The 26,647-nt window shown below is 69.1% G+C and carries 27 protein-coding genes and 1 tRNA gene; 16 read left to right on the top strand and 12 right to left on the bottom strand.

The features are described 5' to 3' along the window. Positions 1-5: 5 nt before the first annotated feature. Both KCI33_RS01610 and KCI33_RS01605 read right to left on the bottom strand, forming a co-directional pair. On the bottom strand, positions 6-2,162 hold the full coding sequence (locus tag KCI33_RS01610) for a tetratricopeptide repeat-containing sulfotransferase family protein (protein WP_212522995.1): 2,157 nt from the start codon (positions 2,160-2,162) through the stop codon (positions 6-8). Between the two features lie 126 nt (positions 2,163-2,288). Beyond that, complete coding sequence (locus KCI33_RS01605; RefSeq protein ID WP_212522994.1) at positions 2,289-3,239, bottom strand: porin; 951 nt, start codon at positions 3,237-3,239, stop codon at positions 2,289-2,291. Between the two features lie 256 nt (positions 3,240-3,495). On the opposite strand from KCI33_RS01605, the gene KCI33_RS01600 reads away from it, so the two are divergent. The 5 genes from KCI33_RS01600 to KCI33_RS01580 all read left to right on the top strand — a co-directional run bounded on the left by KCI33_RS01600 (position 3,496) and on the right by KCI33_RS01580 (position 8,813). Beyond that, entirely contained in the window at positions 3,496-4,029 is a 534-nt protein-coding gene (locus KCI33_RS01600) for a DUF3576 domain-containing protein (protein WP_212522993.1), read from the top strand. Positions 4,030-4,108: 79 nt separating this feature from the next. Further along, positions 4,109-6,664 (top strand): leucine--tRNA ligase, encoded by a 2,556-nt coding sequence (gene leuS / locus KCI33_RS01595; protein ID WP_212522992.1) that lies wholly within the window; start codon positions 4,109-4,111, stop codon positions 6,662-6,664. Next, positions 6,651-7,145 carry an LPS assembly lipoprotein LptE gene (gene lptE, locus KCI33_RS01590; protein ID WP_212522991.1) on the top strand — a complete coding sequence of 165 codons (495 nt, stop codon included), beginning with the start codon at positions 6,651-6,653 and terminating at the stop codon, positions 7,143-7,145. Before leuS ends, lptE begins: the two co-directional genes overlap by 14 nt. After that, the gene (holA, locus tag KCI33_RS01585; RefSeq protein WP_212522990.1) at positions 7,142-8,164 is read left to right on the top strand and encodes a DNA polymerase III subunit delta; all 1,023 of its coding nucleotides are present in this window, start codon (positions 7,142-7,144) and stop codon (positions 8,162-8,164) included. The genes lptE and holA overlap by 4 nt, the downstream gene beginning before the upstream one ends. Positions 8,165-8,225: 61 nt before the next feature. Beyond that, positions 8,226-8,813, top strand: a complete 588-nt coding sequence (locus KCI33_RS01580) for a glutathione S-transferase family protein (protein WP_212522989.1) — start codon at positions 8,226-8,228, stop codon at positions 8,811-8,813. Here KCI33_RS01580 and KCI33_RS01575 read toward each other — a convergent pair. Next, a complete protein-coding gene (locus KCI33_RS01575) occupies positions 8,789-9,982 on the bottom strand; it encodes a TIGR03862 family flavoprotein (protein ID WP_212522988.1) in 1,194 nt (397 codons plus the stop codon). The genes KCI33_RS01580 and KCI33_RS01575 overlap by 25 nt on opposite strands. Positions 9,983-10,062: 80 nt before the next feature. Here KCI33_RS01575 and KCI33_RS01570 point away from each other — a divergent pair, with 80 nt between their 5' ends. Beyond that, positions 10,063-10,365: an HNH endonuclease gene (locus tag KCI33_RS01570; protein ID WP_212522987.1), complete on the top strand. Its 303-nt coding sequence runs from the start codon at positions 10,063-10,065 to the stop codon at positions 10,363-10,365. Here KCI33_RS01570 and KCI33_RS01565 read toward each other — a convergent pair. Both KCI33_RS01565 and KCI33_RS01560 read right to left on the bottom strand, forming a co-directional pair. Then, positions 10,362-10,979, bottom strand: a complete 618-nt coding sequence (locus tag KCI33_RS01565; protein ID WP_249138833.1) for an enoyl-CoA hydratase/isomerase family protein — start codon at positions 10,977-10,979, stop codon at positions 10,362-10,364. The two genes, KCI33_RS01570 and KCI33_RS01565, sit on opposite strands and share 4 nt — an antisense overlap. Further along, positions 10,976-11,731 carry an SDR family oxidoreductase gene (locus tag KCI33_RS01560; RefSeq protein WP_212522985.1) on the bottom strand — a complete coding sequence of 252 codons (756 nt, stop codon included), beginning with the start codon at positions 11,729-11,731 and terminating at the stop codon, positions 10,976-10,978. The genes KCI33_RS01565 and KCI33_RS01560 overlap by 4 nt, the downstream gene beginning before the upstream one ends. 127 nt (positions 11,732-11,858) lie before the next feature. Here KCI33_RS01560 and KCI33_RS01555 point away from each other — a divergent pair, with 127 nt between their 5' ends. From KCI33_RS01555 to lpxK, 6 genes are all read left to right on the top strand, one after another. Continuing rightward, a complete protein-coding gene (locus tag KCI33_RS01555) occupies positions 11,859-13,364 on the top strand; it encodes a DUF2125 domain-containing protein (RefSeq protein ID WP_212522984.1) in 1,506 nt (501 codons plus the stop codon). 99 nt (positions 13,365-13,463) lie between these two features. After that, positions 13,464-14,810, top strand: a complete 1,347-nt coding sequence (locus KCI33_RS01550; protein ID WP_212522983.1) for a metallopeptidase TldD-related protein — start codon at positions 13,464-13,466, stop codon at positions 14,808-14,810. Then, a complete protein-coding gene (locus tag KCI33_RS01545; protein ID WP_212522982.1) occupies positions 14,797-15,570 on the top strand; it encodes a 3'(2'),5'-bisphosphate nucleotidase CysQ in 774 nt (257 codons plus the stop codon). The genes KCI33_RS01550 and KCI33_RS01545 overlap by 14 nt, the downstream gene beginning before the upstream one ends. A 76-nt stretch (positions 15,571-15,646) precedes the next feature. Further along, a complete protein-coding gene (locus KCI33_RS01540) occupies positions 15,647-15,892 on the top strand; it encodes a DUF4170 domain-containing protein (RefSeq protein WP_212522981.1) in 246 nt (81 codons plus the stop codon). Between the two features lie 4 nt (positions 15,893-15,896). After that, the gene (locus tag KCI33_RS01535; RefSeq protein ID WP_212522980.1) at positions 15,897-17,117 is read left to right on the top strand and encodes a glycosyltransferase N-terminal domain-containing protein; all 1,221 of its coding nucleotides are present in this window, start codon (positions 15,897-15,899) and stop codon (positions 17,115-17,117) included. Continuing rightward, positions 17,117-18,106 carry a tetraacyldisaccharide 4'-kinase gene (gene lpxK / locus KCI33_RS01530; RefSeq protein ID WP_212522979.1) on the top strand — a complete coding sequence of 330 codons (990 nt, stop codon included), beginning with the start codon at positions 17,117-17,119 and terminating at the stop codon, positions 18,104-18,106. The genes KCI33_RS01535 and lpxK overlap by 1 nt, the downstream gene beginning before the upstream one ends. Here the strand turns inward: lpxK and KCI33_RS01525 are convergent. The 3 genes from KCI33_RS01525 to KCI33_RS01515 are packed head-to-tail and all read right to left on the bottom strand — an operon-like array spanning position 18,103 to position 20,440. Then, positions 18,103-19,245 carry a CaiB/BaiF CoA-transferase family protein gene (locus KCI33_RS01525; RefSeq protein WP_212522978.1) on the bottom strand — a complete coding sequence of 381 codons (1,143 nt, stop codon included), beginning with the start codon at positions 19,243-19,245 and terminating at the stop codon, positions 18,103-18,105. The two genes, lpxK and KCI33_RS01525, sit on opposite strands and share 4 nt — an antisense overlap. A gap of 3 nt (positions 19,246-19,248) precedes the next feature. Beyond that, positions 19,249-19,908, bottom strand: coding sequence for a DsbA family protein (locus KCI33_RS01520; RefSeq protein ID WP_212522977.1), 660 nt, complete (start codon positions 19,906-19,908; stop codon positions 19,249-19,251). A gap of 10 nt (positions 19,909-19,918) precedes the next feature. Next, entirely contained in the window at positions 19,919-20,440 is a 522-nt protein-coding gene (locus KCI33_RS01515) for a DUF721 domain-containing protein (RefSeq protein WP_212522976.1), read from the bottom strand. An 87-nt stretch (positions 20,441-20,527) separates the two neighbouring features. Between KCI33_RS01515 and mutY the strand changes: the two genes are divergently transcribed. Further along, a complete protein-coding gene (gene mutY / locus KCI33_RS01510) occupies positions 20,528-21,589 on the top strand; it encodes an A/G-specific adenine glycosylase (RefSeq protein WP_212522975.1) in 1,062 nt (353 codons plus the stop codon). 44 nt (positions 21,590-21,633) lie between these two features. Continuing rightward, the gene (locus KCI33_RS01505; RefSeq protein WP_212522974.1) at positions 21,634-22,779 is read left to right on the top strand and encodes an alkane 1-monooxygenase; all 1,146 of its coding nucleotides are present in this window, start codon (positions 21,634-21,636) and stop codon (positions 22,777-22,779) included. Positions 22,780-23,008: 229 nt separating this feature from the next. Here KCI33_RS01505 and KCI33_RS01500 read toward each other — a convergent pair whose 3' ends face one another. The 3 genes from KCI33_RS01500 to KCI33_RS01490 form a co-directional block, all read right to left on the bottom strand. Beyond that, positions 23,009-24,121: a site-specific DNA-methyltransferase gene (locus tag KCI33_RS01500; RefSeq protein WP_212522973.1), complete on the bottom strand. Its 1,113-nt coding sequence runs from the start codon at positions 24,119-24,121 to the stop codon at positions 23,009-23,011. 90 nt (positions 24,122-24,211) lie between these two features. After that, complete coding sequence (locus KCI33_RS01495; RefSeq protein ID WP_212522972.1) at positions 24,212-24,850, bottom strand: ribonuclease HII; 639 nt, start codon at positions 24,848-24,850, stop codon at positions 24,212-24,214. Positions 24,851-24,896: 46 nt separating this feature from the next. Beyond that, positions 24,897-25,355, bottom strand: coding sequence for a hypothetical protein (locus KCI33_RS01490; protein ID WP_212522971.1), 459 nt, complete (start codon positions 25,353-25,355; stop codon positions 24,897-24,899). Positions 25,356-25,504: 149 nt separating this feature from the next. On the opposite strand from KCI33_RS01490, the gene KCI33_RS01485 reads away from it, so the two are divergent. Together KCI33_RS01485 and KCI33_RS01480 are read left to right on the top strand one after the other, a co-directional pair. Beyond that, positions 25,505-25,801, top strand: a complete 297-nt coding sequence (locus KCI33_RS01485) for a hypothetical protein (RefSeq protein WP_212522970.1) — start codon at positions 25,505-25,507, stop codon at positions 25,799-25,801. Further along, positions 25,773-26,465: a hypothetical protein gene (locus KCI33_RS01480; RefSeq protein ID WP_212522969.1), complete on the top strand. Its 693-nt coding sequence runs from the start codon at positions 25,773-25,775 to the stop codon at positions 26,463-26,465. Before KCI33_RS01485 ends, KCI33_RS01480 begins: the two co-directional genes overlap by 29 nt. Before the next feature lie 59 nt (positions 26,466-26,524). On the opposite strand, the gene KCI33_RS01475 is transcribed toward KCI33_RS01480, so the two are convergent. Further along, positions 26,525-26,601: transfer RNA gene (locus tag KCI33_RS01475), tRNA-Arg, on the bottom strand. Positions 26,602-26,647 lie beyond the last annotated feature (46 nt).

Raw genomic sequence — 26,647 nt, 5'->3', positions numbered from 1 at the left:
CTCCGTTACACCAGATCGCCCAGCGCCTCGATCAGCGGCGCCAGTTCTTTCTCATAGCGTTTCCACGCCGCCATGGACGAGGCATAGAGCGGCTGGCGCACCTGGTGCACGCTCAGCGTCGAGACCTGGCGCCGGTTCTCGTGGAAGGACAGGCACTGATCCTCCCAGTCCAGCGCGCAGGCCGCCAACAGCTTGCGCGTCTCTTCCTCGGGATTGGCGACCAGGTCCTCGTACTGGATCTCGTGGAAGCCGCCCGGAAGCTTTTCGCGCCAGAAATCGACCATCTCCTCGAACAGCCGGTAATAACGGCCCAGCGTGGCCAGGTCATAGGCGTAGGTATGCGTGCCCTCGCGGAAATAGTTCTTGTAGATCGAGAACAGCAGGTCGCGCGGGTCGCGCCGGACCAGGACGAATCGCGCCCTCGGCATGGCCAGCCGGATCGCGCCCATCAACATGTAGGTCTGGATCGACTTGTCGGTGGCCCGCGGTGTGTCGGGTGCGCGGGCGCGCAGATGCGCCGCGATCTCCTCGCCGAAGCCGCGGATCACCTCGTCGCCCAGCGCGTCGAAGGGCAGGTAATCCTTGCCGTCCGGGGTCAGCATCGCGCGCGAGATCAGCGGCACCGCGAAGCCCACCTCGCCCAGGCCCGTCACCTGGGAATGGCTGGCAAGGATCTGCTCGACCAGCGTGGTGCCCGAGCGCGGCATCCCGGTGACGAAGATCGGCGCGTAGTCGGTGGCCCCCTCGATCCGGCGGGCGGCGAAATCGGTGCCGGCGAAGGCGGCCCTGGTGCCGGCCACCGTGCGCGCGCGCGCGGCCATGTCGAAGGGGTAGCGCTTCGACATCAGGTCGTTGGCCGGGCGCAGATAGGTGAACACCCGGTCATGGGCCTTGATCTGCTCCATCGCGCGGGCCAGCGCGAAGCCGAACTGCATGCGGCTGGCGTCGCTGATCGAGGGGTCGTCGAAATAGCGCTCCATCTGCGCCAGCAGCGGGTCATCGGCGGCAAAGCGGTAGGTCGCGCCGAAGGTGCGGTAATGCTCGCCATTCCCGGGATCGAGCGCGATCGCCTTGCGAAAGCCCTGCTCGGCGGCCTCGAATTCGCCCAGCGACTGCAGGTAGACGGCGCGCGCGGCATGGGCCTCGGCCCAGTCGGGGGCGCGGGCCAGGGCGGCGTCGAATTCGGCAAGCGCCTCGTCGCGCGCGCCGGCGCGGCCCAACGCCTCGGCCAGCCGGACATGGACGATGGGCCGGTCATCACCCTGCGCCAACGCCTCGCGCAGGATCTCGACCGCCTCGGGGGCGTCGCGGGTGGCGACCAGGTTGGCGCCCAGCGCAAGCCGGATCTCGGGCTGGCGCGGATCGCTCTTCAGCGCGTGGCGCAGGGCCACGACCCCGGCATCGGCCTCGCCCTTGGCACAGAGCGCCAACCCGAGGTTGCCCAGCGCCGGCGCATAATCGGGCAGATCCCTCAGCACGCGGCGGAAGGCGGCGACCGCGCCGTCGAGATCGCCCTCTTTCAGCAGCAGCCGGCCATAGGCGTCGCGGGCCTCGCCATAGGCGGGATCGAGTTTCAGCGCCGTCTCATAGGCGGCGCGCGCACCGGCGGCCTTGCCCTGCGCACCCAGCGCGCCGCCGAGGATATTGAACAGGATCGGCAGTTTCGGATGCTGCGTCAGCAGCGCGCGGACCCTGGCCTCGGCCTCGGCGGGCCGGCCCTTGCGCAGCAGGTCGATCGCCTGCTGGATGTCCTGCGGCCTGGCGGTGCCGATCTCGATCTTCGAGCTGCCCTTGCGCGGGGCGAGCCGCTGTTGCAGCGCCAGCAGAAGCTTCGGATCGAGCCGGGCGGATTTCGCCTGCTGCAGAAAGCCGCGGGTGCGGGCGGGATCGGCTGCGGCGGCCAGAACCTCGGCCATCTGCTGCCAGATCGCGGGCTCGGACGGCTTGAGGTCGCGCGCGCGGGCCAGATGCGCCAGCGCCTCGTCGAAATTCCGCCGCGCCGCGGCGATCCGGCCGAGCTGGAAATGCGCCTCGACCAGTTTCGGCGCCACCCCGAGGATGGTCCTGTAGCGCTGCTCGGCCGCGTCGAGCTGCCCCTTGGATTGCAGCGAAAGCGCCTCCTGGAACAGCGGTTTGACCTGGTTGGGATTGAGCGGGAGCATCGGGCACGTCCTTGCGAGATCATCCTGCGCGCTGGCTAGCATGGCAAGGGACGATTGTCGAACGCCACCGCGCAAAAGAAAAGAGCGGGCACAAGGCCCGCTCTTCCCTTAGAACAATGCGTTCGATCAGAACGACATCGCGATGCCCAGCGAGTAGGACTCGACGTCCACAACACCGGCCGGGTTGTCGGTCGAGCCGTAGCCGAACTGGACAACGGCGCCGCCGCCCAGGTCGTAGTTGACGGCCAGGCCGAAGCCCGAAGTGTCCAGGTTCACGCCACCGACGGTGGGCAGATCATACTCACCGTAGTTCAGACCGATCGACAGAGCGTCCATGGTGTAACCCACGCCAACACCGATGTGGTCGATGTTGTTGGCGGCACCGGCCGGATCCATCTGCGAGTAGTTCACAGCAGCTTCGAAGCCGTTGCCGAAGTCGGCGTCAACCGAAACGCCGAACACGTCGATGGCGTCGTTGGTCTGGTAGCCGAGGCCGAAGCCGACCGAAGCGCCGCCCAGGTCAGCGTCGTACTGGAAGCCCAGGCCCCAGTTGTCGTCGCCCGGAGCAACCGCGGCGTCGTCCATTTCCAGCGAGGCGTGGAACGAGAAGTCGCCGAACGAGTAGTCGTAGCGCAGGATCTGGTTGTCGTAGATGCCGTCCAGGCCGCTGTTGCCGTTGAAGCCGCCGTGAGCGGTTTCGTCGTCAGCGATCGAGCCGCCGACCAGAGCAACTTCCTGCATCGCACGGTCGTAGGCGCCGTCGATTTCGCCCAGGGTCAGGGTGCCGAACGCGCCGGAGATGAACACCGACTCGTTGTCGCCGGCCCAGCCGCCGTTGATGGCTTTGCCGCCGTTGGTTTCGTCGAACTCCATGTGAGCGCCGAAGGTCAGGCCGTTGTCGGTCTCACCCGAGAAGTTCACGTGGAGCCAGATGTCGTTGTGGAACGCCAGGTCTTCCGACACATAGGCATCGCCACCGACCAGGCCCATTTCGGCGCCGCCGGAGAACTCGATCTCGGCGGCAGCGAAGCCGGCCGAAGCGACCAGAGCGGTCGTAGCAAAGAGAACCTTTTTCATGGTTTTCCCTCATTCGTTAAAGGTGCACCTCAGGCCGGCATGTCCGAACTGAGTATGCTGCTGTGTCGCTCTTTGGGTTTGCGATTGCAAGAAAGCGCCCCACCCCCGCCGCACTGCGCCCCGGATTGATGCAGCTTTGCCACACCGCGGCCGCCGGACGCCCCCCGTGCGGGGCCCGCCGGCCCCGGGGAAAAGCCTTGTTCCCCTTTCCTGCCTCGGCTAGAGATCGGACAGGTTCAAAGGGGGCAGGTGACGCATGACCTTCCACAGCTTCGTACGCGTGACGATTCTTTCGGTCGCGGCCCTGTCTCTGGGCGCCTGTGGCGGCATCGGCAGCGGCAACCCGTTCCGCAGCTCGGCCCAGCCCACCGCCGAACAGGAGCAGGCCCGCCAGGAAAACATCGAACGCCAGCGCGCCAACACCCCTCTCGGCATGGGCGAAAAGCGCGAGACGATCTGGGACCTGTTCACCCAGCGCGACGATCCCAACACCACCGTCGAGGTCAACAAGTATCTGTGGAAGGCCTCGCTGGAGGTGCTCAATTTCCTGCCCATCCAGTCGGTCGATCCCTTCTCGGGCGTCATCGTGACCGGCTACGGCACGCCGCCGGGCGGCGGCCGCGCCTACCGGGCGACCGTCTATATCCAGGATCCCGCCCTCGACGCGCGCTCGCTGAAACTGGCGCTGGCCACCCGCGGCGGCGCGGTCAGCCCCGACACGGTACGCGCCGTCGAAGACGCGATCCTGACCCGCGCGCGCCAGCTGCGCATCCAGGACAGCAAGCTCTGAGGCTTTACGCCCCAGCGCGCCGCAAGTATCACCACGCCGGGCCCCCGCGCCCGGCGTTTGAATGACAAGGACCCGTGACATGTCCCGTTTTGAGCCCCGCGAGATCGAGCCGAAATGGCAAACCGCCTGGGAGGCGGCCGGCACCTTCACCGCCCGCCGTGATGAGACCAGGCCGAAATATTATGTGCTCGAGATGTTCCCCTACCCGTCGGGCCGCATCCACATGGGGCATGTGCGCAACTACACGATGGGCGACGTTATCGCGCGCTACAAATCCTCCTGCGGCTTCTCGGTGCTGCACCCGATGGGCTGGGACGCCTTCGGCATGCCCGCCGAGAACGCGGCGATGGAGCGCGGTGGCCATCCCAAGGCCTGGACCTACGGCAACATCGCCGACATGCGCGCCCAGATGAAGCCGCTGGGCCTTAGCATCGACTGGAGCCGCGAATTCGCCACCTGCGACCCGGAATACTACGGCCAGCAGCAGGCGATGTTCATCGACATGCTGGACGCCGGGCTGGTCTACCGCAAGAACGCCGTGGTCAACTGGGACCCGGTGGACATGACCGTGCTCGCCAACGAGCAGGTCGAGGACGGGCGCGGCTGGCGCTCGGGCGCGCTGGTGGAGCGGCGCGAGCTGACCCAGTGGTTCTTCAAGATCTCCGACTTCTCCGAGGAGCTGCTGGAGGCGCTGGACGGACTCGACGACTGGCCCGAGAAGGTCAAGCTGATGCAGCGCAACTGGATCGGCAAGTCTCGCGGGCTGCAAATGGCCTTCTCGCTGATCGACGGGCCCGGCGGCCACGACCGGATCGAGGTCTACACCACCCGCCCCGACACGCTGATGGGCGCCTCCTTCGTCGGCATTTCCCCCGACCACCCGCTCGCCAAGCAGCTGGAGACCCAGGACGAGAAGGTCGCGGCCTTCTGCGCCGAATGCCGCAAGGGCGGCACCACCGAAGAGGCGATCGAGACCGCCGAGAAGCTGGGTTATGACACCGGGCTGCGCGTGCGCCACCCGTTCGACACCGCGTGGGAGCTGCCGGTCTATATCGCCAACTTCATCCTGATGGATTACGGCACCGGCGCGATCTTCGGCTGCCCGGCGCATGACCAGCGCGACCTCGATTTCGCGCGGAAATACGGCCTGCCGGTGACCGACACCTTCGTCGCGCTGGAAGGTGGCAAGCCGGTCGAGAACGAGGCCTTCGTGCCCCCGAAAACCGAGAAGGTGCGCTGGGTCAAGGGCTTCGCCGGACCGGAAATCCAGACGGGCGAAGAGGCGATCGACGCCGCGATTCGCTTCTGCGAGGAAAACGGCGTCGGCCATGGCGTGACCAAGTTCCGCCTGCGCGACTGGGGGCTCAGCCGCCAGCGGTACTGGGGCTGCCCGATCCCGGTGGTGCATTGCGAGGCCTGCGGCGTGGTGCCCGAGAAAAAGGAAAACCTGCCCGTCCGCCTGCCCGACGACGTGAGCTTCGACAAGCCGGGCAACCCGCTCGACCGGCACCCGACCTGGCGCGACTGCGCCTGCCCGGAATGCGGCGGCAAGGCGCTGCGCGAGACCGACACGATGGACACCTTCGTGGACAGCTCGTGGTATTACGCCCGCTTCACCGCACCGCGCGCAGCCACACCCACCGACGCGGCCGAGGTCGAGTACTGGATGAACGTGGACCAGTATATCGGCGGCATCGAGCACGCGATCCTGCACCTGCTCTATTCGCGCTTCTTCGCGCGCGCGATGCACCTCACCGGGCATCTGCCGAAAAAGGCGATTGAGCCGTTCAACGCGCTGTTCACCCAGGGCATGGTCACGCATGAGATCTACCTCACGCGGGACGAGAACAACCGGCCCGTCTACCACCTGCCCGAGGATGTCGAGCGCCGCGAGGACGGCGTCTGCCTCAAGGCGACCGGCGAGAAGGTCGAGGTGATCCCCTCGGCCAAAATGTCGAAATCCAAGAAGAACGTCGTCGATCCGGTGAACATCATCGAAAGCTTCGGCGCCGACACCGCGCGCTGGTTCGTGCTGTCCGACAGCCCGCCCGAGCGCGACGTGGAATGGACCGCCGCCGGGGCCGAGGCCGCCTACAAGCACCTCGCCCGGGTCTGGCGCATGGCGAACGAGATCGCCGGGGCCAGCGGCGAGGGCGAGGGCGACGAGGATCTGCTGCGCGCCATGCACAAGGCGATCCACGACGTGACGATGGGCATCGAAAGCTTCGGCTTCAACACCTCGGTGGCCAAGCTCTACGCCTTCACCAACACGCTGCAGAAATCCAAGGCCGGGGCCGCGGCCCGCAAGCAGGCGATGAAGGTGATGGCCCAGCTCATGGCGCCGATGACACCGCACCTGTCCGAAGAGATCTGGGCGCTGCTGGGCGGCGAGGGGCTGGTCGCCAACGCGCCCTGGCCCAAGGCCGACGCGGCGATGCTGGTCGAGGACACGGTGACCCTGCCGATCCAGATCAACGGCAAGCGCCGCTCCGAGATCTCCGTGCCCAAGGACATGCCGAAGGAAGAGGTTGAAAAGCTGGCGCTGGCCGATGATGCTGTGGTCAAGGCGCTGGCCGGGGGCCAGCCCAAGAAGCTGATCGTCGTGCCGGGCCGCATCATCAATGTCGTCATCTGACCGCCGCCTCTTCCTGCTGGGTCTCGCCGCGCTGCCTCTGGCGGGCTGCGGCTTCCGGCCGGCCTACGGCACCGGCGGCGTGGCGGAGAGACTGCGCGGGCGCGTCCTCGTTGACGCGCCCGGCGACCGCAACGGCTTCGCCCTCGTCTCCCGTCTCGAGGACCGGCTGGGCCGGGCGCAGGCGCCGGCCTACCGGCTGAGCTACGCCATCGAGACCGACACCGACGAGCTGGCCATCACGACGGCGCAGGAAATCACCCGCTACAACGTCATCGGCCGCGTCAGCTACACCCTGACTGACGCGGGCAGCGGGGCGGTGCTGACCCAAGGCACGGTGGACAGCTTCACCGGCTATTCGGCCACCGGCACCACCGTCTCGACCCTGGTGGCCGAACGCGACGCCTACGAGCGGCTGATGGTAATCCTCGCCGACCAGATCGTGAGCCGGCTGATCGCGGCGGCGGCGGCGCTTCCGGCATGAAACTGTCGGGGCGCGATGCGAGCCGCTATTTCGCCCGGCCCGAGCCGCACCGCACGGGGCTGCTGATCTACGGCGCCGACGCCATGCGCGTGGCGCTGAAGCGGCAGGAGGTGATCGCCGCCCTCGTCGGCCCCCAGGGCGAGGAGGAGATGCGCCTGACCCGGATGGCCGGGTCCGACCTGAAATCCGACCCCGCGCAGCTGTCCGACGCGCTGAAGGCGCAGGGATTCTTCCCCGGCCCGCGGGTCGTCTTCGTCGAGGAGGCGGGCGACAGCCACGCCCCCGCGATCCAGGCCGCGCTGGAGGACTGGCGCGAGGGCGATGCGCAGATCGTCGTTACCGCCCGGCAGCTCAACGCCCGCTCGGCGCTGCGCAAGATCTTCGAGGCGCACCGCAACGCCTATGCCGTGGGCATCTACGACGACCCGCCCTCGCGCGACGAGATCGAGGCGGAGCTGGCCAAGGCCGGGTTGAAGAACATCGGTCGCGAGGCGATGACCGACCTTGAGGCGCTGTCGCGCGTGCTCGATCCCGGCGATTTCCGGCAGGTGGTGGAAAAGATCGGCCTCTACAAGCTCGGCGACGACGCGCCGCTGTCCAGCGAGGATGTCGCCGCCTGCGCGCCGACCTCGACCGAGGCGGCGCTGGACGATGTGCTGAACCTCGTGGCCGAGGGGCGGCTGGGCGAGGTCGACCCGGTGCTGCAAAAGCTCAAGGCGCAGGGGGTGCAGCCGGTGGGCCTGTGCATCGGCGCCACCCGCCATTTCCGCACCCTGCACGCCGCCTGCTGCGATCCCGGGGGCGCAAGCGCGGGCATCGCCCGGATGCGCCCGCCGATCTTTGGCCCGCGGCGCGACCGGATGCTGCGGCAGGCCCAGAAATGGGGCGTGCACAAGCTGGAACAGGCCCTTGGGATTCTGATCGACGCCGATCTTCAGCTGCGATCGTCGTCGCGCGCACCCGCGATGGCGGTGATGGAACGCACGCTGATCCGGCTGGCGATGCTGGGCGCGCGCTGACCCCCCTTGCAGCCCCATCCAACCGCGGACAACACTGCACCCGGGAAGAAGGGAGAAACGAATGTACAAGGTCATCGGCAGCGTCCAGAGCCGCGCCTTCCGCGTGCTGTGGACGCTGGAGGAGCTGGAACAGCCCTATGAACATATCGCCGCCCTGCCGCAGTCAGAGGATGCGCGCGCGGTCAACCCGGCCGGCAAGATCCCGGTGCTGATCGAGGACGGCGTTCCGATCACCGATTCGACCGCGATCATCACATATCTGGCCGACAAGCATGGCGGGCTGACCTACCCCGCCGGCACGCTCGACCGCGCGCGACAGGACAGCCTGACGCAGTTCCTGCTCGATGAGTTCGACGCGACGCTGTGGATGGCCGCGCGCCACACCTTCGTTCTGCCCGAGGAGCTGCGCCAATCCGCGATCAAGGAATCGCTGCGCTGGGAATTCGCGCGCAGTCAGAAGACGCTGGTCGCGCGCATGGGCCGCGGGCCGTTCCTGATGGGCGAGGTGATGACGGTGCCCGACATCCTGCTGACCCATTGCGGCACCTGGGCCGAGGCTGCGCGCTTCCCCGTGGAGGAGCCGAGACTGCGGGACTATCTCGCCCGGATGCGCGCCCGCCCCGCCTATCGCCGCGCCCTGGCGCGCTGAGCCGCCGCCCGGCCCGCCCAGCGCCCGGTGGTCAGGCATCCGGTCAGCAGATAGCCGCCCGTCGGCGCCTCCCAGTCCAGCATCTCGCCCGCGCAATAGGTGCCCGGGCGGGCACGCAGCATGAGGGTTTCGTCCAGCGCGCCCCAGGCCACACCGCCCGCGGTCGAGATCGCCTCGTCCAGCGGGCGCGGCCCCTGGTAACGCACCGGCAGATGCTTGATCCGCCGGGCCAGCGCCGCGCCCTCCGGCAGGGGTCGGCCGAATTCCATCAGCAGCGCCAGCCGCGCGGGGTCGAGCCGCAGAACCTTGCGCAGGTGGTTGCTCAGGCTCGCCTTGCCGCGCGGGCGCGACAGCGCGGCGGCGATCCTGTCCTCGGCCCAGTCCGGCATCAGGTCGATCGCCAGGTCCGCCCCCTCGCGCAGCGCGCGCGAGACGGCGTAGATGCCGCCACCCTCCAGCCCGCGTTCCGAGATTACATATTCGCCGCGCACCGTCTGATCGCCCGCGATCAGCGCCGTGCCCTTGACCGGCTGGCCGAACTGGCGCGCCATATGCGCCGACCAGTCCACGCGGAACCCCATGTTCGCGGGCTGGAAGGGCGTCACCTCCACCCCCTCTGCGCACAGCACATCCGCCCAGGCCCCGTCCGAGCCCAGCCGCGCCCAGCTCGCCCCGCCCAGCGCCAGAACCGTCACCTTTGGCGCCAGCCGCACCTCGCCCCCGGGCGTGTCGAACAGCGCGGCCTCGCCGTCCCAGCCGCGCCAGCGCCAGCGGGTGCGGATCCCGACCCCCAGGCCGGCAAGCCGCACCAGCCAGGCGCGCAGCAGCGGCGAGGCCTTCATCGCCTCGGGGAACACCCGGCCCGAACTGCCGGTGAACAGCACCTGCCCCAGCCCCCGCGCCCAGTCCTGAACCGCCTCGGGGCCGAATTCCTCCAGCATCGGGCGCAGGTGGCCGGCGGCCTCGCCAAAGGCCGCGAGGAAGGGCGCGAAGGGCTCGTCCTTGGTCAGGTTCAGTCCCGACTTGCCCGCCATCAGGAACTTGCGCCCGACCGAGGGTTTGGCCTCGGCCACCAGCACGCGCAGCCCGGCGCGCGCCAACTCCTCCGCCGCCATCAGCCCGGCGGGGCCGGCCCCGACGACAAGGGCGTCACATGCCTGATCGCTCATCGTCCCTGCTCCCTTGTCCGTGCGTCCCGTCGGCCCCATCCTGTGGCACCGGTCCGGCAATTCCTCAAGAGGCGAAGGCCATGAGCGACAGCGACTCGCCCCTCTGCCCGCTCTGCGGGCGCCCGATCCCGCGCGAGGCCCGGCAGAGCCTGCATCACCTGACGCCACGGCTGAAGGGCGGCAAGGGCGGGCCGACGGTTCTGCTGCACCAGATCTGCCACAATGAAATCCACGCCACGCTGACCGAGGCCGAACTCGCCCGCGACTACAACAGCATCGAGGCCCTGCGCGCCCACCCGAGGCTGGCGAAATTCATCACCTGGGTGGCGAAACGCCCGCCCGGGTTCCATTCCAAAACGCCGGGGCCGCGGCGGCGGCGTTAACCGCCACACATCGCCTTGATCGCCGCCCGGACCTCCGGCTTGGCCGCCTCGGCGGCCTCGGCCAGCGCATCCACGGCCTCGGCCAGGTCCTCCGGCGCCACGATCCGGTCGACCAGGCCGAAGGACAGCGCCTCCTCGGCGGACAGCTTCTGCCCCGCCATCAGGATCAGCTTGGCCCGCGCGGGACCGACCAGCGCGATCAGGCGGCCGGCGTCGGACGGCTGCGGCAGGAAGCCCAGCCTGATCGCCGGGTAGAAGAACTTCGCCCCCGGCACGCCGATGCGCAGGTCGCAGGCGAGCGCCATGCCGAAGGCGCCGCCGGCCAGCGTGCCGTTCAGCGCCGCGATGGAAAGGCCCGGGAAGGCGGCGATGGCGCCCGACAGACGCTCCCAGACGCCGTCCCTGGCCAGCCCCGCCCGCGCCTCGTCGAGATCGGCGCCCGCGCTGAAGACCGTGCCCGCGCCGGTCAGGACCAGCACCGGCACCTGCGCGGCCGCGGCGGCTTCCGCCGCATCGGCCAGTTCCGCCAGCATCGCGCTGGTCAGAGAATTGGCCTTGCCGGGGCGATCGATGGTCAGGGTCCAGCGCGCCGCGCCTTTCTCCACCCCGATCAACGGATCAGCCCCACTCGCCGGCGGATCGCCTCGTCGCGCAGCGAGATTTCCTGACCGATGAATGCGTCGGCATCCGATGTGCACATCCAGACCAGCGCCTTCGCAGGCCATTCCGGCGGGATATGCACCGACCAGTCGAGCGCCGCCACCGGGTTGACCCCGCTGGCCTTGATCTCGCGCTGCATGTCGGTGGCCACCGTGCCCGGCGACAGGCCCATGGCGCGGATGCCCGCGCCGCCGGCCTCCTTGTGCAGGCAGTCGGTCAGCATCGCCGCGCCCGCCTTGGAGGCGCAGTAATGGCTCCAGCCCTCCAGCGGGTTGTGCGCCGCGCCCGAGCTGATGGTCAGCACCGTGCCGCCACCCGCCGCCACCATCACCGGCAGCGCCGCGCGCATGCCGTGGAACACGCCCTTGAGGTTGATGTCGATCACCTGGCCCCAGGCGGCCGGATCGACCTCGGCCATGGGCGCGATGGGTTCGATCACCCCGGCGTTGCCGATCAGCACGTCGAGCCCGCCGAAGGCCGCGACGGTGGCCTGCACCACGGCCTCGACCTGCGCATAATCGGCCACGTCGCAGGTCAGGGCGACGGCCGCGGGGCCGATCTCGCGCGCCAGTTCCTCGACCGCCGCGGCCGAGCGCGCGGCCAGCGCAACCTGTGCCCCGGCGGCGGCGAATTCCCGCGCCGCGGCCGCGCCGATGCCGCGGCTCGCCCCCGTGATCAGCACCCGTTTCCCGGTCATCTCAGCCATCGCATCCTCCTGTTTTGCCCCAAGGTCTAGCGCAGGCCCGCCCACCGTGCCAGCGCGATCAGGCCCTTGACCCCACCGCGGCAACGGCGGAAGCTCGACCTCAACCCATTTCGTGCCAGGAGTCGTCATGAGACATTTTTCCACAACCGCGGTGGGCGCCATTTGCGCCAGCCTGTTCTGCGCCACCGCCAGTTACGCCGAGGTCACCGCCGCGCAGGTCTGGGAAAGCTGGAAGGAGATGTCGGCCAGCTGGGGCCAGACCATCACCGGCACTGAATCGGTCTCGGGCGACACGCTGACCGTCAGCGGCGTGGTGGTCTCGATGACGCACCCCGAGGGCACCATGCGCGGCGAGCTCGAAACCGTCGCCCTGCGCGAGAACGGCGATGGCACGGTCACCGTGACCATGGCGCCGGAATACCTGCTGTCCTTCACCTCCTCGGACGCGGCCGAGGAAGATGTGGACATGACCCTGCGGCTGACCCAGAGCGGGCTCGAGATCCGCGTGGACGGCAACGAGAACGCCATGTCCTACGACCTCGGCGCGGCCGGGATCACGCTGGAGATGGTCGAGATGACCGTCGACGGCGCGCCGCTGGACATGAACATGGCGATGACGCTTAGCGCGCCGGCCGGGACATATCTGATCTCGCAGGGCGGCAGCGGCCCGATGGCGGCCGAGGGCACCGCGGACGCGATGCGCCTCGTCATGTCGGGCACCGATCCCGAAGGCGGCGCCACCTTCGACGTCACCTACGACCTGTCCGAAATCAGCGCCAACACCCTGACCCAGATGGTCGCGGGCGTGGATACGAGCGACCTGAACGCCATGCTTCAGGCGGGCTTCGCGGCCGATGGCAAGTTTGGCTTCGGTTCGTCCTCCTTCTCCATCGCCGGGGTCGATGAGGGCCAGCAGTTCACCGCCTCGGGCGGGTCGCAGGGCGGCTCGGCCAGCTTTGCCATGAGCAAGGAGAGCCTCAATTACGCCGCCAGCCAGCGCGGCTTCGAGATCGCGCTCAGCGGCTCCGACATCCCGTTCCCGCAAATCACCGCGCAACTGGGCGAGTTGGGCTTCTCGGTCACTATGCCGGTGTCGAAATCCGACGCCCCGCAGGACTTCGCGTTGCTGACCAGCATCAGGGGGCTGACCGTCGGCAACGAGATCTGGTCGATGTTCGACCCGGCCGGCATGATCCCGCGCGAGCCGGCCAATCTGGTCGTCGATCTGGCCGGCACCGGCAAATGGCTTGTCGACATCATGGACCCGGCCGTGGCCGGGAACCTGGACGGGCAGCCGGGTGAGCTGCATTCGCTCAGCCTGAAAGACATCGAGCTCACCTTCGCCGGCGCCTCGCTGACCGGAACGGGCGAATTCACCTTCGACAATAGCGACCTGGAAAGCTTCGACGGCATGCCCGCGCCCAGCGGCCAGGCCGCCTTCACCCTGTCCGGGGCCAACAAGCTGCTCGATACGCTGGTCAACATGGGTCTCGTGCCGCAGGACCAGGCCCAGGGCCTGCGGATGATGACCGGCATGTTCGCCCGCGCCGGCGAGGGCGAGGACACGCTGGTCTCGGAAATCGTGATCACCGACGATGGCCAGGTTCTGGCCAACGGCCAGCGCCTGAAATAGGCAGCGTCACTGCCGGACCGGCCAAACGCCCCGTGCAGCCTTGCATGGGGCGTTTTTGCCGACTACCTCCAACGGGTCACCAGAACAACGGAACGCCGGATGCCGCAACCGCTCGACACGCTTACCGCCGCCCTTCTCGATGCCGCCCGCAAGGCCGGGGCCGAGGCCGCCGATGCCATCGCCGTGGACGGCACCTCGCTGTCGATCGACGTGCTGAAGGGCAGGCTGGAACAGGCCGAGCGGTCCGAGGGCGTCGAGATCGGGCTGCGCGTGCTGCTTGGCCGGCGGCAGGCCTGCGTCTCGGCCTCGGACACCCGCCCCGAGACCATGGCCGAAATGGCCGAGCGCGCCGTCGCCATGGCCCGCGAGGCGCCCGAGGATCCCTGCATCGGCCTTGCCGAGCCGGCGCAGCTGGCCCGGGACTGGGACGCCGCGGCGCTGGAACTCGACGATCCCGCGACCGAACCCACGCCGGCCGAATTGCAGGATGCCGCCGCCCGCGCCGAGGCCGCCGCCCTGGCCGTGCCCGGCATCAGCCAGGTCCAGTCCGCCAGCGCCGCCTATGGCCGCCGCGCGCTGCACCTGGCCGCCAGCAACGGCTTTGCCGGAGGCTATGCGCGCAGCGACCATGTGATCTCCTGCGTGGCCATCACCGGCGCCGGCACGGCGATGGAGCGCGACTACAATTCCGAGATGCGGATCTTCGCCGCCGACCTGCCCGGCGCGGAGGAGATCGGCCGCATCGCCGGCGAGCGCGCCGCCGCCCGCGCCGGCGCGCGCCGGCCGAAAACCGGCGCCTACCCGGTGCTGTTCGACGAACGCATCTCGTCCTCGCTGATCGGCCACCTGCTGGCCGCGATCAACGGCACCGCCATCGTGCGCGGCGCCTCCTGGCTGCGCGGCGCGCTGGGGCAGCAGGTGCTGCCCGCCCATCTGTCGCTGGTGGAGGAGCCGCACCGCCCGCGCGCCTCAGGCTCGCGCCCCTTCGACGCCGAGGGACTGCCGACGCAGCGCCGCGCGATCGTCGAGGACGGCACGCTGACCGGCTGGGTTCTGGATCTCGCCACCGCGCGCAAGCTGGGGATGGAAAGCACCGGCAACGCCGCGCGCGGCACCTCGGCGCCGCCCGCGCCCTCGGTCGGCAACCTGACGCTGACGCCGGGCGACAAGACCCGCGACGCGCTGCTGGCCGAGATGGGCACCGGGCTGCTGGTGACCTCGATGATCGGCTCCACCATCAACCCCAACACTGGCGACTATTCGCGCGGCGCGTCGGGCTTCTGGGTGGAGAACGGCCAGATCGCCTATCCGGTGAATGAATGCACCATCGCGGGCAACCTGCGCGACATGCTGAAAACCATCATTCCGGCCAATGACGCCCGGCCGCACCTGTCGCGCCGGGTGCCCAGCCTGCTTGTCGAAGGGCTGACGCTTGCCGGAGAATGATCTCGAGCTGCTGATCCGCGCCGCCCGCGCCGCGGGCGAGATCGCGGCCGGCCACTGGCGCAACAGCCCCAAGGTCTGGGACAAGCCCGGTCATCAGGGCCCGGTGACCGAGGCCGATCTGGCGATCGACGCGGCCCTGCGCGAGATGCTGGGCGCGGCGCGGCCCGATTACGGCTGGCTGTCCGAGGAAAGCGAGGACAGCGAGGACCGGCTCGGGGCGGAACGGGTATTCATCGTCGATCCGCTCGACGGCACCCGCGCCTTCGTCAAGGGCGAGCGCGCCTTCGCCAATGTGCTGGCGGTCGCCGAAGCGGGCGAGGTGATCGCCGCCGCCGTCTTCCTGCCGATGCTCGACCGGATGTTCAGCGCCAGCCGCGGACAGGGCGCGGCGCTGAACGGCGCGCCGATCCGCCACAGCGGGCGGCACGGGCTGGAGGGCGCCGCGCTGCTGGCTGCCCGGCCCGCGCTGGCGCCCGAGTTCTGGGCCGAGCGCCCGCCGGCGGTCGATCTGCACAGCCGCCCGTCGCTGGCCTACCGGCAATGCCTGGTGGCGCAGGGGCGTTTCGACGCGATGCTGACCCTGCGCGACAGCTGGCACTGGGACCTCGCCGCCGGCGCGCTGATCCTCGAAGAGGCCGGCGCCACGGTGACCGACCGGGCGGGCAAGCCCCTGCGGTTCAACACGCCGCGGCCGCAGTCGCCCGGCATCCTGGCCGCGCCGCCCGCGCTGCATGCCGAGATTCTCAGGCGTCTCGCCTGAGGGGACGCCCCCCTTTCGCCGCCCCGCAGCATGGTCTAACCTGCGCGGCGACACGCGCACAGCATCGGAGAACGGCATGACCCAGCGCCTTCACCTCGTCTTCGGCGGCGAACTGGTGGACCCGTCCAAGACCACCTTCAAGAATGTCGACGATATCGACATCGTCGGAATCTTCCCCAATTACGCCGAGGCCCACGACGCCTGGAAGGCCGAGGCGCAGCGCACCGTGGACAACGCTCACATGCGCTATTTCATTGCCCATCTGCACCGGCTGCGCGACGAAGAGGCCGAGACCAGCCCCACCGAGGAGCTCGACGGCTGACCGCATGGGACCGTCCCTTTCCCTGTGGCTTTACCAGCTCCGCACGCGCCTGACCGAGGCCGAGGCGCCGCCCGCGCCGCCGCGCCCGGAGGGTCCGCTGCTGTGGCTGCACTGCCCTGGCGGGCCCGGCGCCGCCGTCATGCTGGAGATCGTCCGCGTCGCGCGCAGGGCCCGGCCGAAGCTGGGCGTGCTGCTGACCGGGCCGGGCAATGCCGCGCCCGTGCCCCTGCCGCCCGGCAGCGCGGGCCGGGTGACACACCTGGCGCTGCCGCCCGACGGCCCGGCCAGTGCCCGCGCCCTGCTGGAGCACTGGCGCCCGGATATCGGGCTGTTCTGCAGCGCCGACCTGCCCCCCGCGCTGATCGCTGAGGCCGGCCGGCGCGGCGTGCCGCTGGGCCTGTTCGCCGACGGCGCGCCCGAGGACGGAATGCCCGAATTCGCCCTGCGCACGCGGCTGTCGCAGGCGCTGATGCGGCGCTTCGACCGGGTGTTCCTCGGCACCGAGAAAACCGCCGCGCATTTCCGGCGCCTCGGCCTGCCGGCGCAGCGGATGGAACTGACCGGACCGCTATCGGACGGGCCGCACGCCCTGCCCTGCAACGAGGCCGAGCGCGAGACGCTGGCCCGCGGGCTGGCCGGCCGGCCGACATGGCTCGCGATGGGGCTGACCGCCGCCGAGACCCCCATCGCGCTGGCCGCCCATGCCGAGGGCCTGCGGATGGCGCACCGGCTGCTGCTGATCCTGGTGCCCGACGATCCGGCGCGCGGGCCCGCCCTCGCCGCAAGGCTGCGCGAAGACGGCTGGCGCGTGGCGCTGCGCTCGGACAACGAGGAGCCCAGCGACGACACCCAGATCTACATCGCCGATCTCGAGGGGGAGAGAGGGCTGTGGTTCCGTCTCGCCCCGATCAGCTTTCTCGGCCAGACCTACGGCGCCGGCACGCCGCCCGATCCGTTCGCACCCGCCGCGCTGGGCTCGGCCGTCCTGCACGGCCCGGCCACCGGCGCGCAGGCCGACCGTTTCGGGCAGCTGGCCCGCGCCGGCGCGGCCCGCCAGGTGGAGGATTCGCGCAGCCTCGGCGCCGCGCTGATCGAGCTGCTCTCGCCCGAGCAGGCGGCGGCGATGGCCCATGCCGCCTGGGATGTCAGCTCGCGCGGGGCCGAGGCCACCGACCGCGTCGTGCACTGGATATTCGACACGCTCGACCGGGCGAAGGGGGGCTGATGCGCGCGCCCCGGTTCTGGTTTTCCCCGCCCGACCGCCCCGGCCTGCGCGCCCGCGCGCTGGCGCCGCTCGGCGCGCTCTACGCCGCGGCCACGGCGCGGCGGCTGCGGCAGGGGCCGGGCTGGCGCGCGCCGGTGCCGGTGATCTGCATCGGCAACCTCAACGCCGGCGGCACCGGCAAGACGCCCACCGCGGTCGCGCTGGTGCAGCGGCTGATCGCGCGCGGCCATCGGCCCCATGTCGTCTCGCGCGGCTATGGCGGCTCTCTGACCGGGCCGGTGCGGGTGGACGAGCGCGGCCACACCGCCGAGGAGGTCGGCGACGAGCCGCTGCTGCTGGCCGCCTTCACCCCCACCTGGGTCGCCAGGGATCGCGCCGCCGGGGCGCGCGCGGCGGTCGCGGCCGGGGCGGACGTGATCGTGCTGGACGACGGGTTCCAGAACCCCGCCGTGGCCAAGGACCTGTCGCTGGTGGTGGTCGACGCGGCCAAGGGCTTCGGCAACGGGCGGGTGATCCCCGCCGGGCCGCTGCGCGAGCCGGTCAGGGTGGGTCTCGCCCGCGCCGATCTGCTGCTCTCGATCGGGCCGGCCCGGGCGCAGCGGCATTTCACGTCCAGCTGGCCGGCCTTGCCGCTGCCGCATCTGAAGGGCACGCTCGCCCCGCTGCCGACCGGCATGGACTGGGCCGGCCTGCCGGTGCTGGCCTTCGCCGGCATCGGCCATCCCGAGAAATTCTTCGCCACGCTGGAGTTCCTGGGCGCCCGCCTGCTGCGGGCCGAGGCGCTGAGCGATCACCAACCGCTGACCGAGGCGCTGATGAAGCGGCTGGAACTTGAGGCCGCCGCCCTCGGCGCGCAGCTGGTCACCACCGAGAAGGACGCGGTGCGCCTGCCTGACGGCTTCCGCCGCAAGGTGCTGACCCTGCCCGTGCGGCTGGAGCTGGAGGACTGGGCGCCGCTCGACGCCGCGCTCGGCCGGCTGGGGCTCTAGCCCTTTCGCGCCCGCGCGCGGATCGCCGCGCCGTCCTCGTCCAGCCTGGGCGACGGCCGCTCCATCGCCAGTTCGGCGTCGGAGAAGGTGAAGGGCGCGCGCACCCCTGGCACGCCGTCGAGATCCACCCGCATCCCGCGCGCGACGATCTGCGGATCGGCAAAGACCTCTGCCATGTCGTTGATCGGGCCCGCGGGCACGCCCTGCGCCTCGCAGGCGGCCAGAAGGTCGGCCTTGGCGAAACGGCGGGTGGCCTCGGTCAGGCGCGCGGTCATCTCCTCGCGGTTGGCGATGCGGTCGGCATTGGTGAGGAACGCGGGCGCCTCGGCCATCTCCTCGACCCCCAGCAGACCGCAGAGCCGGCGGTATTGCGAGTCGTTGCCGGTGGCGATGATGATGAACCCGTCGGCGCAGTCGAACACCTGATAGGGCGCGAGGTTCACATGGGCATTGCCCATGCGCCCTGGCGCCTGCCCGGTGGCGAAGTAGTTCAGCGCCTGGTTGGCCGTGATCGCGGTCGCCACGTCGAGAAGCGCCATGTCGATATGCTGCCCCCGGCCGGTCTGCCCGCGCTGGTGCAGCGCGGCGAGGATCGCCGTGGTGGCATAGACCCCGGTGAAGATGTCGGTCACCGCCACGCCCGCCTTCTGCGGCTGGCCGCCGGGCTCGCCGGTGATCGACATCAGCCCCGACATGCCCTGGATGATGAAATCATACCCCGCGCGGTGCGCGTAGGGCCCGGTCTGCCCGAAGCCGGTGATCGAGCAGTAGATCAGCCGCGGATTGACCGCGCTGAGGCTGGCGTAGTCCAGCCCGTATTTCGCCAGCCCGCCGAGCTTGAAATTCTCGATCACGATATCCGCATCCGCCACCAGATCGCGCACCAGCGCCTGACCCTCGGGGGTGCGGAAATCGACCGTGACCGATTTCTTGCCGCGGTTGCAGGAATGAAAATAGGCGGCGGAGCGGTCGTCGCCGCGCTGGATGAAGGGCGGGCCCCAGCGGCGCGTGTCGTCGCCCTCGGGGCTTTCGACCTTGATCACCTCGGCACCCAGGTCGGCCAGCGTCTGCCCGGCCCAAGGGCCGGCCAGAATGCGTGCCAGTTCGACGACCTTCAGGCCTTCAAGCGGTGCCGTCATGGATCACTCGGCCAGTTTTTCGTCGAGAATGGCCTTGAGATCCTTGTAGGACATGTTCGGGTATTTCTCGCCGTTGATATAGAGCGTCGGCGTGCCCTCGACATTGGCGGCCTTGGATTCCGTGTCGCTCCAGGCGACGAGGGACTGGGCCATATCGCCATCCTGCAGGCAGGCGTCCAGCTCATCGTTGCTCAACCCCGCGGCGCGGCCGATGGTGCGCAGCTGCTCGACCACCTGCGCGGGCTGCTTGGCCCCCGCCCATTCGCGCTGCTTGTCGAAGATCATGTCCACGATGCCGAAGAAGCGCGATTCGCCGCCGCAGCGCGCCACCAGGCCGGCCCAGAGCGCGTAGCGGTCCCAGTAGACCTCTCGGTAGACGAAATGCAGCTTGCCGGTGTCGATGTAGTCGGTCTTGAGCTGCCTGTAGACATTGTCGTGGAAATTCTTGCAGTGCGAGCAGGTGTAGGAGGCGTATTCGACCAGCTCGACCTTGGCGTCGGGGTTGCCGATGCTCATCACCTGGATCTCCGCCTCGGCCGCGTTGGCCGCGCCGACGAACCCCTCGCCGAGGGCAGGCAGGCCGGATTGCGGCGTTGCGATCCAGGCATAGCCCAGGGCGGCCAGGGCAATGGCCCCGAGGGGCAGAGCGAATTTGCGGAACATCGGGGTCTCCTTACCATTTCCTTCGGGATAGGACATTCTTGCCCAGCGCTTCAAGGGCGGCGCGCAGCCCCTCGTCGCCCACGCCATCGGCCAGCACGCGGGCCTCTTGCAGGACTTCGGGGCTGGGCGCGGGCCGGGGCTTCGGCGCCGGGGTGAACTGCGCCTGCCCCTCGGCGAAGCCGGTGGGCGCAGTCTGGGTCAGGCGGATGCGCGAAATGGCGGAATAGCCGTAGCAGGCGTTGACCTTTTCGCGGATCTTTTCCTTCTGCATCTCCAGCATCGGCGCCATGGCGCCGGTGGTCAGCAGGGTCAGCGTGGCGCCGAAGCCCTGGCGGCCGTATTTGACCTCCACCGGGCGGGCGTGCTGCGCGGTGTCCTCTCCCACGATCTCGGCCCAGTGGGTCAGCAACCGGGCGACGGCAAAGCCGCGCGCCTCGCCCGCCACGCGGATACGCTCGGCCAGCAGGGCCGAGGTGCGCTCGAACCCGCGCTTGCGGCGGGTCGGGGGGGCGACATCTGGGGACTTGCGCATCTTGCCTGTCATTGTGACTGTTGCGCCCTATTCTAGTGGCCGGGCCGCAAGCCAGCCAGAGCTTTCACCGGGGGCAGGACATAAACATTGCGTGACGAGGATCTCAGCGGGGCGCTGTTGGCGTGGTATGACCGGCACGCGCGGGTGCTGCCCTGGCGGGTGCCGCCGCGGGCGGAGGCGCGCCCCGACCCCTACCGCGTCTGGCTGTCCGAGGTCATGCTCCAGCAGACCACGGTGGCCGCGGTGAAGGACTATTTCCACCGCTTCACCGCGCGTTGGCCCGACGTGCGCGCCCTGGCCGGCGCCGAGGACGCGGAGGTGATGGCTGAATGGGCCGGGCTCGGCTATTATGCGCGCGCCCGCAACCTGCTGAAATGCGCGCGCGCGGTGGCGGCCGCGGGCGGGGAATTCCCCGACGATCACGCCGCGTTGCTGACGCTGCCGGGCATCGGGCCCTACACGGCCGCCGCGATCTCGGCCATTGCCTTCGACCGGGCGGAGGTCGTGGTCGATGGCAACGTCGAGCGGGTGATGGCGCGGCTCTTCGCCGTTGAGACGCCGCTGCCCACGGCCAAGCCCGAGCTGACCGCGCTGGCCGCGCGGCTGACGCCCGCCGCCCGGCCCGGCGATTACGCGCAGGCGGTGATGGACCTCGGCGCCACGATCTGCACCCCGAAATCGCCCGCCTGCGGCCTCTGCCCCTGGTCCGGGGCCTGCACGGCGCGCGCGCAAGGGATACAGGCCGACCTGCCCCGCAAGCTGCCCAAGACGCCGAAACCTACCCGACTGGGCATCGCCTATGTCGGCCGCCGCGCCGACGGCGCCTGGCTGCTGGAACGCCGCCCCGACAAGGGGCTGCTCGGCGGCATGCTGGGCTGGCCGGGCAGCGACTGGGCCGAAACCCCGCCCGAGCCCGCGCCGCCCGCCCCCGGCGACTGGCGCGACCTGGGGGCCGAGGTGCGCCATACCTTCACCCATTTCCACCTGCGCCTGTCGCTTCGGGTGGCGGAACTGCCCGTGGATACGGCCGCTGAAAGGGGCCACTTTCACCCCCATGACAGCTTTCGCCCCTCGTCGCTGCCCACGGTGATGCGCAAGGCCTTTGACCTGGCGCGCGAGGCTTTGCCGGTCGGCGGCCAGGGGCTATAATGCCGCCACGGGGCGCGCGCACACAGAGCCTATCGGAGCAGAACATGATCCCCTCTTCGCAAGTGAGGCAGCTGCAGAACGCCCTGCCGTTCTGGCTGTCGCTGGGCATGATCCCGTTGCTCGTCCTCGGCGCGGCCCTCGGCGGGTTCTGGGTGGCCTTCCTGCCGCTCTATGGTTGGGGGCTGTTTTCGCTCCTCGACGCGCTGACAGGGCTGAATGAGGAAAACGCCGACCTCAACACCCCCGAGGAAGACCTGTTCTGGTATCGCCTGATCACCATGATCTGGTTCCCGATCCAGTTCGCGGCGATCTACGGCACGATCTGGTGGGTGTCCGCGACCGACCACCTCTCGGCACTGGAAATCGCGGTGCTGTTCTTCGGCGTTGGCGTGATCTCGGGCACCGTCGGGATCAACTACAGCCATGAACTGATGCACCAGAAGAACCGGCTGGAACGCTGGCTGGGCGACCTGCTGCTGGCCACCGTCCTCTATGGCCATTTCCGGTCGGAACACCTGCGCGTGCATCACCCCTGGGTCGGCACCCCGCGCGATGCGGTGACCGCGCGCTACAACGAGGGGTTCCATCGCTTCTTCCCGAGGGTTCTGCGGGAATGCTACGCCTCGGCCTTCCGCGCCGAAAAGGCGATGCTGGCGCGCCGCAACCTGCCGTGGTGGCACCGCGCCAACCCGTTCTGGCGCTACTGGGCGCTGGCGGCGGTGATGGTGGGGCTGGCCATCGCCGTCGGCGGCTGGCTGGGGCTGGCGCTGTTCGCATGGCAGGCGCTTGTCGCGGTGTGGCAGCTGGAGCTCACCAACTATGTCGAACATTACGGCCTGACGCGGAAACACCTGGGAGACGGCAGATACGAGCACGTCCTGCCGCGCCACAGCTGGAACACCGCCTACAGGGCGACGAACTGGCTGCTGATCAACCTGCAGCGCCATTCCGACCACCATTACAAGCCCGACCGGCGCTTCCCCCTCCTGCAGACCTATTCCGAGGAGCAGGCGCCGCAGCTGCCCTTCGGCTACCCGCTGATGACCACGCTGGCGATGATCCCGCCGCTGTGGCGGCGGCGGATGAACCCGCGGGTGCGCGCCTGGCGCAAGAAATACTATCCCGAGATCGCAGATTGGACCCCCTACCGGGAAGGCACCACCCCGATGCCCAGGGCGGCCGTGGGATAGCGGCAGGACCGGACCGCCCATTCTGGCGGTTGCTTCTTTCCAACGCCGGGACATTTCGCACGGGCAGCGCCCCGTTCCGTCCGGCGGTCAGATGGCCGATCCGTTCACCTTGCGAACCGACGCGCCCTGCCAACACGACCAAAAAAGCCCCGCCAAGGCATGGCGGGGCAAGTCGGTGCCGTGGTGTCAGGCCACAGGCACAGGCGGTAACTGTGTTGTTCCGGGAAACTCAGTGCGGGCGGTCGGCCATCTCGGCGCGGATCTGCTGGCGCAGCAGGTCGATCGGCACGGTCTTGCCGTCGCGCTTGAAGTGCCAGTAGGTCCAGCCGTTGCAGCTGGGCGCGCCTTCCAGCGCGGCGCCGACCTGATGGATCGAACCCTTGGTTTCGGAGGCCACCAGCGTGCCGTCGGCGCGCACCTTGGCCACCTTGCCGCGCGGCGAGGTCAGCTCTTCGCCCGGGCGCAGCATGCCGCGCTCGACCAGCTGGCCGAAGGGCACCCGCGGCTCGGCACGCTTGGAGGTGGAGACCTCCAGCGATTCCTTGTCGAACTTGCGGACCTTGGAGATGCGCTTGGCCGCGACCTCGCGATAGGCGTCCTCGCGCTCGATCCCGATGAACTCGCGCCCCAGTTTCTTGGCCACGGCGCCGGTGGTGCCGGTGCCGAAGAACGGGTCGAGCACCACGTCGCCGGGGTTGGTGGTGGCCACCAGCACCCGGTGCAGCAGGCTTTCGGGTTTCTGCGTCGGATGCGCCTTTTCGCCGGCGGCGTTCTTCAGCCGCTCATGCCCGTTGCAGATCGGCAGCACCCAGTCGCTGCGCATCTGCACGCCCTCGTTCAGCGATTTCAGCGCCTCGTAGTTGAAGGTGTATTTGCTGGCTTCTTCTTTCGAGGCCCAGATCAGCGTCTCATGCGCGTTGGTCAGGCGCTTGCCGCGGAAATTCGGCATCGGGTTCGACTTGCGCCAAACCACGTCGTTGAGAATCCAGTAGCCCTGGTTCTGCAACTCGGCGCCCAGCCGGAACACGTTGTGGTAGGAGCCGATCACCCAGATCGCCCCGTTGGGCTTGAGGATGCGGCGGGCGGCCTTCAGCCAGGCGCGGGTGAACTTGTCATAGGCCTTGAAACTGTCGAACTGGTCCCAGGCGTCATCGACCGCATCCACCTTGGAATTGTCGGGGCGATGCAGGTCGCCGCGAAGCTGCAGGTTGTAGGGCGGATCGGCGAACACAAGGTCGACGGAGTTCTCCGGGAGGCTGTTCATCACCTCCACGCAATCCCCGGCCAAAATCTCATTGAGCGGAAGCGCACGCGCTTCCTTCCGCTTGGTCATTGTCTTCATCTCTGCCTCAAGTTCCGCGCCATTTTGGCGTCGTGTTGTATGGGCTCAAAGATGAGTCAAAGGTGATTCGTCGTCAATTTCTTTTTTGAATCAACGGCTTGCAGTTTTGTCTTGATACAAGATATTGTGCACCGGCTTGAACGAACGTCTATGGTGTGGGGTGACACCAAGATTTCGGAGGGCCTCCGCATGGGCCTTGGTGCCGTATCCGGCATTGCTCTCCCAGCCGTAGCCGGGATGCTGTTGCGCCAAATCCACCATCAGCCGGTCGCGGCACACCTTGGCCACGATCGAGGCTGCGGCGATCGAGACGGAGCGCGCGTCGCCCTTGACGATCGCCTCCGCGCCGCAGGGCAGATCATGGGGCAGCCGGTTACCGTCGATCAGCAGGTGATCGGGCGACACGGACAACCCGGCGATGGCCCGGCGCATGGCCAGATGCGAGGCGGCGAGGATGTTCATCTCGTCGATCTCCTCGACACTGGCGTGGGCGATGGAAACCTGCGCCCGCGCCATCAGATGATCATACAGCGCCTCGCGCCTGCGCGCGGTCAACGCCTTGGAATCGTTCAGACCTTCGGGAATGTCCGCAGGGTCCAGCACCACCGCCGCCGCGGTCACCGGACCGGCCCAGGGGCCACGGCCGACCTCGTCGACGCCGGCGACCGCGCGGGCGCCGCGGGCGCGCGCGGCGGTCTCGAAACTGAAATCGGGGACAGGCCGGGTCATGGCGCAGAGATGACCCGCCCCGGCCGCGGGCGCAAGGGGCAAAGCCTCAGCGGTAGCGCCCGACCCGGTAACCCTCGGCGCGCAGACAATCGAGCCCATAGGCCCGCTGGCCCAACAGGCGGCTGGCGTGCGGGGCAGAGCAGTATTCGGGCAGCGCGCGGCGCAGGCCGTCGCGCTCCAGGCAGGCGGCCATCACCACCTCGCGGTTGCCGCGCGGGGTGTCCAGCTGCAGCACGCAGCGGGCGGGCAGCTCCGGCGCCCGGCCGTAACGGTCATGGCGGTCGTAACGGTCGTAGCGGTCGTCGTGTTTGCCGTGGCCCCGGCCGCGTTTCGGCTTCACATAGATATCGTCCAGCTCGTTGGCGATGGCGGCCAGCGCGGCGAGGCCCAGCAGGGCCAGCGCCAGATCCTCGGAATCGGCGCGGGCGGGCGTGGCCGCCATCGGTGAGGCGGCAAGGGTCAGGGCGACAAGCCCTGCGGTCAGGAATTTCGGTCTGGCGATCATCGGTCGGCTCCTTTCGGGCGATAGGGGGATGACCCGAGGATCGCGGCCGGCCCGCCTGACAGGCAATAACGCCGCCCTGCTATCGGATAACGGCCGCCAACGCCGCGTTGTTATTGAATATCGCCGCGCCGCGGCCCATCCTGTGATCCATGAAACACCGCATTCTCATACCGCTCGGCTTCGTAGTGGCGCTCTTTGCGGCGCTGCCGGCCTCCGCCGCCTGCTATGCCGATTACAAGGCCAAGCAGGACAATCCCCTCCGCCTGCATTATGGCGTGATCGAACTGCCCGACAGCGCCTGCGGCAGCCGCGACGACGCCGCCAAGGTCATCGACAAGCGCATCGGGCGCGACGGCTGGCAATTGCTGAACGTCATGTCGATCTTCGGCGCGGACGGGCTGGACGAAAGGAAGCAGAGTGCCGGACAGTTCTACCTCCGCTATTGATGGGCGCCGCGTGGTCGCCATCGGGATCGTCGCCATCGTCGGGATCCTGCTGGCGGCCGCGGTGCTGCTGTTCCTCAACCTGCCCGACGCCAACGCCTTCAACGCGCGGGTCGAGCGGATCTTCGTCGAGAACGACGGCCTGACCTCGAATGCCGAGATCAAGCTGCTGGAGATCCTGGCCCAGTCCGGCACCAGCTTCTCCGACGTGCTGACCTCCTACCGGATGGTGATCTTCGTCCTGCTGGTGTTCTCGACCGCGCTGCTGGTGGCGGCGCTGGTGTTCCTCGTCACCATCATCGCACTGAACCGCCGGATGAGCGAGATCGAGCGCGCGGGCATCCAGGTGCGCTCGCTGACGATCAGCCGCGCGGAGAACACGGTGGCCCTGAACGACATGGCGTTCAAGCTGACGCCGGCCGCGATCGAGACCCTGTCGGTGCTGGCCGAGGCGCGGATGGACGACGACGTGCTCTCGGGCGTGGAGATCGAGGCGATGATCTCGGGCAAGCCCGCCACCGACTGCGATGAGGCGGCCGGGGCGACGCGGATCAAGCGTCTGCGCGACGCGCTGGGCAACCAGATCGTCAGCGAGCTGCTGATCAAGAACATCAGCCGCAAGGGCTACATGCTGGCCATCGACAAGGGCGTGATCCGGATGACCTAGCGCCGGGCCAGGGGTTTTTCCGGAAAACTCTCGGGAAAATCCTCTCGGTGATTTTGCGCTGGTGACCCCGACAGGATTCGAACCTGTAACCTGCCCCTTAGGAGGGGGCTGCTCTATCCAGTTGAGCCACGGGGCCACGCCGGTCCTTTCTCGCGGGAAATCTTCCGGGTTTCAAGCCGGAA

This window comes from Actibacterium sp. MT2.3-13A, assembly GCF_018139985.1.
GTDB lineage: Bacteria > Pseudomonadota > Alphaproteobacteria > Rhodobacterales > Rhodobacteraceae > JAGSOU01.
The sequence above is the reverse complement of the archived record's forward strand: the minus strand, read 5'-3'. Positions and strand labels throughout refer to the sequence as shown.

Bases quoted from the DNA above. Each gene is read 5' to 3' on its own strand.
- KCI33_RS01610 (WP_212522995.1), bottom strand. From the start codon at position 2,162: ATGCTCCCGCTCAATCCCAACCAGGTCAAACCGCTGTTCCAGGAGGCG.
- KCI33_RS01605 (WP_212522994.1), bottom strand. From the start codon at position 3,239: ATGAAAAAGGTTCTCTTTGCTACGACCGCTCTGGTCGCTTCGGCCGGC.
- KCI33_RS01600 (WP_212522993.1), top strand. From the start codon at position 3,496: ATGACCTTCCACAGCTTCGTACGCGTGACGATTCTTTCGGTCGCGGCC.
- leuS (WP_212522992.1), top strand. From the start codon at position 4,109: ATGTCCCGTTTTGAGCCCCGCGAGATCGAGCCGAAATGGCAAACCGCC.
- lptE (WP_212522991.1), top strand. From the start codon at position 6,651: ATGTCGTCATCTGACCGCCGCCTCTTCCTGCTGGGTCTCGCCGCGCTG.
- holA (WP_212522990.1), top strand. From the start codon at position 7,142: ATGAAACTGTCGGGGCGCGATGCGAGCCGCTATTTCGCCCGGCCCGAG.
- KCI33_RS01580 (WP_212522989.1), top strand. From the start codon at position 8,226: ATGTACAAGGTCATCGGCAGCGTCCAGAGCCGCGCCTTCCGCGTGCTG.
- KCI33_RS01575 (WP_212522988.1), bottom strand. From the start codon at position 9,982: ATGAGCGATCAGGCATGTGACGCCCTTGTCGTCGGGGCCGGCCCCGCC.
- KCI33_RS01570 (WP_212522987.1), top strand. From the start codon at position 10,063: ATGAGCGACAGCGACTCGCCCCTCTGCCCGCTCTGCGGGCGCCCGATC.
- KCI33_RS01560 (WP_212522985.1), bottom strand. From the start codon at position 11,731: ATGGCTGAGATGACCGGGAAACGGGTGCTGATCACGGGGGCGAGCCGC.
- KCI33_RS01555 (WP_212522984.1), top strand. From the start codon at position 11,859: ATGAGACATTTTTCCACAACCGCGGTGGGCGCCATTTGCGCCAGCCTG.
- KCI33_RS01550 (WP_212522983.1), top strand. From the start codon at position 13,464: ATGCCGCAACCGCTCGACACGCTTACCGCCGCCCTTCTCGATGCCGCC.
- KCI33_RS01540 (WP_212522981.1), top strand. From the start codon at position 15,647: ATGACCCAGCGCCTTCACCTCGTCTTCGGCGGCGAACTGGTGGACCCG.
- KCI33_RS01535 (WP_212522980.1), top strand. From the start codon at position 15,897: ATGGGACCGTCCCTTTCCCTGTGGCTTTACCAGCTCCGCACGCGCCTG.
- lpxK (WP_212522979.1), top strand. From the start codon at position 17,117: ATGCGCGCGCCCCGGTTCTGGTTTTCCCCGCCCGACCGCCCCGGCCTG.
- KCI33_RS01525 (WP_212522978.1), bottom strand. From the start codon at position 19,245: ATGACGGCACCGCTTGAAGGCCTGAAGGTCGTCGAACTGGCACGCATT.
- KCI33_RS01520 (WP_212522977.1), bottom strand. From the start codon at position 19,908: ATGTTCCGCAAATTCGCTCTGCCCCTCGGGGCCATTGCCCTGGCCGCC.
- KCI33_RS01515 (WP_212522976.1), bottom strand. From the start codon at position 20,440: ATGCGCAAGTCCCCAGATGTCGCCCCCCCGACCCGCCGCAAGCGCGGG.
- KCI33_RS01505 (WP_212522974.1), top strand. From the start codon at position 21,634: ATGATCCCCTCTTCGCAAGTGAGGCAGCTGCAGAACGCCCTGCCGTTC.
- KCI33_RS01500 (WP_212522973.1), bottom strand. From the start codon at position 24,121: ATGAAGACAATGACCAAGCGGAAGGAAGCGCGTGCGCTTCCGCTCAAT.
- KCI33_RS01495 (WP_212522972.1), bottom strand. From the start codon at position 24,850: ATGACCCGGCCTGTCCCCGATTTCAGTTTCGAGACCGCCGCGCGCGCC.
- KCI33_RS01490 (WP_212522971.1), bottom strand. From the start codon at position 25,355: ATGATCGCCAGACCGAAATTCCTGACCGCAGGGCTTGTCGCCCTGACC.
- KCI33_RS01485 (WP_212522970.1), top strand. From the start codon at position 25,505: ATGAAACACCGCATTCTCATACCGCTCGGCTTCGTAGTGGCGCTCTTT.